The organism is Streptomyces minutiscleroticus, from assembly GCF_014650875.1.
Lineage (GTDB): Bacteria > Actinomycetota > Actinomycetes > Streptomycetales > Streptomycetaceae > Streptomyces > Streptomyces minutiscleroticus.
Map to the genome: position 1 here is coordinate 1 of NZ_BMVU01000131.1, position 5,465 is coordinate 5,465.

A 5,465-nucleotide genomic window follows, 5' to 3' on the forward strand; every position below is an offset into this window, starting at 1 on the left:
GGGCACCAAGGCCTCGAAGGACGCCGCCGACGCCCACCGCAAGAAGGTCGACGACTACAACAGCGCCGTGGACCGCTACAACGCCCAGCCCGCCGACAAGCGCGACCCCGCCACGCTGCCGCCCCGCCCGGCGGCCACGTTCGAGGACCCGGGCAAGAAACTGATGCAGGACGCCCAGGACCTGCTCGCCGAGGCCCGCAAGCAGCGCAACACCGCCGCCGAGACCGCCCGCAGCGCGGTGCGCGCCGCCCGCGACAAGGCCCCGGCCAAGCCCTCCTACACCGAGCAGCTGGGCGACGGCCTGCAGGAGATGCAGCTGCTGAGCGACCACGTCGGCGGCGGCATCATCAAGGGCACGGCCGGACTGCTGAACTTCGTGCGCTCGGTCAATCCGCTGGACCCGTACAACATCACCCATCCGGCCGAGTACGCCACCTCCCTCAACAGCCTGGCCGCCGGCCTGGTCGTCGCCGCCAACGACCCGGTCGGCACCGGCAAGCAGATGGTCGGCGACTTCATGAAGGACCCGGCCGAGGGCTTCGGCCGGCTCATCCCCGACCTGGCACTGACCGCAGCCACCGCCGGCGGCGGCGCGGCCGTCAAGGGCGTGCGCGTGGTTGCCGACGCCGCTGACGCCGCCCGGGTACGCCGCCTGGTCGACGACGCACCCGAGGGCACCCACAGCCGACCCGACGGCTCCCGTACCACAGTTGGCACCGACCCCGTCGATCTGGCTTCGGGCCGGATGTTCCTGCCCCAGACCGATTTCGTGCTGCCCGGTACGCTTCCTCTGGTTTTCGGCCGTCGTACCGAGTCCGGCTGTATGGTGGGCCGCTTCTTCGGCCTGTCGTGGACGTCCACCGTTGATGAGCGTCTGGAGATCGACCCGGTCGGCGTCGTCCACGTCAGCGCCGACGGCCTGCTCATCCCCTACCCGCACCCCGTGCCAGGCGCCCCCACCCGGCCTCAGTCCGGCACCGCCCGCACCCTGCTGGCCCGCGACGCCGACGGCGACTACGCGCTCACCGACCCCGACACCGGCCTGGCCTTCCACTTCACCGCCCCGCCCGGCGAACCGGGGGACGACGGCATCGCCTGGCTGGAACGGGTTGAGGACCGCAACGGCAACTGGTGGGCTGTGGAACGCACTGAGGACGGCACCCCGCTTGCTCTGGCTTCTTCGGCAGGACAGCAGGTGGCCATCACCGTGAGCGACGGGCATGTTATCGCCTTGTCCCTGGTCAGAGCAGGCGAGGGCAGCGCGGACCTGCCGCTGATGTCCTATGGCTACCAGGACGGCAATCTCGTCGCCGTCACCAGACCGTCCGGCGCCACCACCACCTTCGTCTACGACAACTGTCGCCATGTCACGGCCTGGATCGACTCAGGCGGCAGCCGCTACGACTACGCCTACGACGACTACGACCGGGTCGTGGCGGAGGGCGGCGAGGCCGGTCACATCCAGATCACCCTCGCCTACACCGAACCCGATCCGGAAACCGGTCACCGCACCACCACCCTTACTACTGCCGACGGGCGCGCCACCTATTACCTGGTCGACAGCCGTTGCCGGATTCTTGCCAGCACCGACCCGCTCGGCCACACCACACGCTTCACCTACGACAGCCGTGGTGAAGTCCTGGCTCGCATCGATCCGCTGGGCCGCACCACTGCCTTCACCTACGACGAGGACGGCCGCCTGCTCGCCGTCATCCGACCCGACGCAAGCGAACTGCGTACTGAGCGTGGTTCGCTGGGATTGTCCACGGAGTTCCGGGGGCCGGACGGCTCCCGCTGGCTTCAGGAGTTCGACGAACGGGGAAACCGCACTGCTGTCACCGATCCGGCCGGCTCCACCACCCGGTACGTCTACGACGACCGGGGCAGGCTCACCGTGGTCACCGACGCGCTCGGTGCCACCACCACCGTGCGCTGCGACGACGCCGGCCTGCCGGTGGAGGTGGCCGATCCCTCCGGTGGCATCACTCGGCTGGAACGCGATGCTCTGGGCCGCACGGTCCGCGTCACCGACCCGGTGGGCGGCATCACGCGGCTTGTGTGGGACGCGGACGGCAATCTCGTCCGCCGCGTCGCCCCCGGCGGTTCGACCGAGGCATGGGCCTACGACGGCGAGGGCAACCGCCTCACCCACACCGACCCGGTCGGTGGCGTCTCCCACTTCGAGTACAGCCACTTCGATCTCCTCGTCGCCCGTACTCGCCCTGACGGTGTCCGCTACGAGTTTGCGTACGACACCGACCTGCGGCTCACCCAGGTCACCGCCCCTCAAGGGCTCACCTGGTCGTACGAGCACGACAAGGCCGGCCGGATCATCTCCGAGACGGACTTCGACGGCCGCACCCTCACCTACCGCTACGACGCCGCCGGGCAGCTCATCGCCTGGGCCGACGCGCTCGGCCATGTCGTCTCCTATGCCTACGACCAACTCGGCCGAACGGTCCGCAAGGACGCTGCGGGCAGGGTGACGACCTACGCCTACGACCGGGCCGGGCGCCTGCAGCAGGCGGTCGGCCCGGACGGCGAGGTCGCCTACGTGTACGACCGGCGGGGGAGGATCAAGACCGAACTCCTCGACGGTCGCGCCATGAACTACGCCTACGACGCTCTGGGCCGCCGGGTCCGCCGCACCACTCCCACCGGCGCGGTCACCGTATACGGTTACGACGCCGTCGGCCGTGCTGCCCGGATGATCGTCAGCGGTCGCGAGGTCACCTTCACTCACGACATGGCCGGCCGAGAACTGGAGCGCGTCTTCGGCGGCGCCCTCACCCTGGCCTCCGCCTGGGACGAGGCCGGAAGGCTCTCCGCCCAGCACCTCACGGCTGGCGAGCGCCCCCTCGGCCGGCGTCGCTACTCCTACCGAGCCGATGGCCACCTGGCCGCACTGTCCGATACAGGGGCGGGATCGCGCACCTTCGATCTGGACGCGACCGGCCGGGTCACCGCTGTTCACGCCCAGGACTGGACCGAGCACTACGCCTATGACGCCGCCGGCAACCAGACCGAGGCGTCCTGGCCCGCCTCCCACCCCGGCCACGAGGCCACCGGCCCTCGTGCCTACACCGGCACGACCGTTACCCGAGCCGGCGCCGTCCGCTTCGAACACGACGCCCTCGGCCGTGTCGTTCTCCGCCAAAAGACCCGCCTGTCGCGCAAGCCCGACACCTGGCGCTACGAGTGGGACGCGGAGAACCGGCTCACCTCCGTGGTCACCCCCGATGGCACCCGATGGCGCTACCTCTACGACCCGCTGGGCCGTCGCACCGCCAAGCAGCGCCTCTCCGACAACGGCGAGAGAATCGCCGAGGAGACTCGTTTCACTTGGGACGGCAGAACCCTGTGCGAACAGACAGTGCATACGCCGGACCTGCCGCACGTGATCGCCTTCACCTGGGACCACCGCGGTCTCGTCCCGCTGTCCCAGACGGAACGCCTCCTCACCCCGGACACCCGCCAGGAGGAGATCGACCGGCGGTTCTTCGCCGTCGTCACCGACCTCATAGGCACGCCTACCGAGTTGGTGGACGAGTCGGGTGAGATCGCCTGGCGCGCCAGAAGCACCCTGTGGGGAACCACCGCCTGGCCCCGCTCCAGCACCGCCTACACTCCTCTGCGCTTTCCCGGCCAGTACTACGACCCGGAGACCGGTCTCCACTACAACCTGTTCCGCCATTACGACCCTGCGACAGGCCGGTACGCCACCCCGGATCCCCTCGGCCTCGGTCCCGCGCCGAACCCCGTCGCCTATGTGCACAATCCGTTCACCGTGTGCGACCCGCTCGGCCTGTCGCCCTACTCGCGCTTCAAGAGCCTGGGCTGGCTGACCGAGAAGCAGCTCGAGCGCCCGTCGTTCCGCTACCAACGGCTCGTCACCGACCAGAAGTACGAACAGCAGTGGATCCTGCCGGACGGCCGGGAGGTCCATGTCGACGGCGGCCCGCGAGACGGCTGGGTCACCGAGGCCAAATGGACCGGCGGTGACCATTACGGCGAGTGGGAGAAGTCCCCTTACAATCCCGATTTCGAGTTCTACGACGAGAGCCGGATCACCACGCAGACCGAGAAGCTGCTCGCCCTGAACGAAGACCTCGGGGGCAAGGGAGTCCGCTATATGGTGTCCAATGAATGGGGCGCCGCGCATGTGAACGAGGTGCTGTCCAAGGCCTTCCCCGAGGCCTACGCCGGCGGACAGCTCAAGGCGTATCACGTGCCCGGCAACGGCATGAGTGGAATGAGTGCATGGCTGCAGTGACCGCAATGCTGGAAGAACTACGGGACTGCGTCCCCCTGACCGCCGAGAGCACGGCGGCGAGGTTCGCGGCCCAGGAGTGGACGCCCGGGGGAAAGCCCCGCGACGGCGTGGAGACGTCCTGGCGCAAGGACGGCGTCCGAGGGTGGATCCAGACGTTCCGCAGCGGGATCGTGCGCGTCTCGTTCGCCGTCTGGATCCGTGACGTCGACGAGTCCGGTTACTTCGACGATGTGGACGCCGTCTACGAGGAAGGCGAGCTGGCGCTGGCCGGGTTCCTCCCAGAGATCGACAACTCCTCGTTCGCAGGGCACCTCTCCGAGGCCGAGCTGACGGCCTCGGAGAGGGACGAATTCATTGCGGCACGGAAGTGGGTCCTCGACGGCCGGATCCTGACCGCCGGTGTGGTGCAGCAAGACACCGATCTTCCGGTGATGGTCGTGGTCTCGCTGGAGGAGCCCGCCCCCGCCTTGACGTGATGCTGTTCCGCCTGCAGTTCGGAGCACCTGTGCTGCTCGTTCGTTGTCCGCACGAGGGCCGTCCACTGTCGCAGACCGGTCGGGTGCCGCAATCGGTTTCCTCGCCCGGTCGGCGATGCGGACAGCCCGGTGACGGCAGGTGTCACCGCCGGGTGAGGGACTGTAAGCCGGTTTTTCATGGATTGAGCTGTACTGAGCTTGATCTTTGACCTCGTTGCTGTTTCAAGCGGACGTGCTCGGTGAGTGTGACGATTCGTTCCACTGTCTTGCCGGGCTCGTAGCGTGGTGCTGGCCTGCTGTTTCTCGATTTGAACAGTCGGAAGGTGTGCTCCAGGTCGAAGCGTCGCAGGAACGCCTGCCAGTGCAGGTCCACCTCTTGGCCGGTCATCGAGGTGCGGGAGGACCACAGCCAGACCGGCTTGGGATATCCCGGTCGCCGGGCAGATGCCCGACCTTGAGCCGGATCAACGTGCCATGCAGCACGGGTAGTTCGCCGCAGTGGTCGAGCCAGGGGCCGCGGGCCTGCAGACGCGGGTGCATCCGGTCCCAGGCCGGCGCCTCGGCCCGGCCATAGCGGGTGAAGTTCCCCCAAGGCCGGGTAGTTAGCGTTTTCGCAGGTCACGCAAGGGAGTTGAGAAAGTCCTGACACGGAGCAACGGAGCTCGTTGGTACAGGCAGTCGTCCAAGACAGCTTGTTCCCGAAGGAGCTCCGTTGC

Annotated in this window: 2 protein-coding genes and 1 pseudogene; 2 read left to right on the top strand and 1 reads right to left on the bottom strand. The window is 68.3% G+C overall.

The window, feature by feature from the left end; translation table 11 throughout:
• Together IE271_RS40005 and IE271_RS40010 are read left to right on the top strand one after the other, a co-directional pair.
• A partial coding sequence (locus IE271_RS40005; RefSeq protein WP_190195350.1) for an RHS repeat-associated core domain-containing protein occupies nucleotides 1-4,273 on the top strand: 4,273 nt, incomplete at its 5' end.
• Nucleotides 4,261-4,749 carry a hypothetical protein gene (locus IE271_RS40010; protein ID WP_190195351.1) on the top strand — a complete coding sequence of 163 codons (489 nt, stop codon included), beginning with the start codon at nucleotides 4,261-4,263 and terminating at the stop codon, nucleotides 4,747-4,749. The genes IE271_RS40005 and IE271_RS40010, both read left to right, overlap by 13 nt.
• 306 nt (nucleotides 4,750-5,055) lie before the next feature.
• Here IE271_RS40010 and IE271_RS43100 read toward each other — a convergent pair.
• Nucleotides 5,056-5,325 (bottom strand): annotated as a pseudogene (locus tag IE271_RS43100) (NF041680 family putative transposase); the annotation flags it as partial.
• Nucleotides 5,326-5,465 lie beyond the last annotated feature (140 nt).

Excerpts from the sequence above, each read along its gene's own strand:
- IE271_RS40010 (WP_190195351.1), top strand. The coding sequence starts at position 4,261 with ATGGCTGCAGTGACCGCAATGCTGGAAGAACTACGGGACTGCGTCCCC.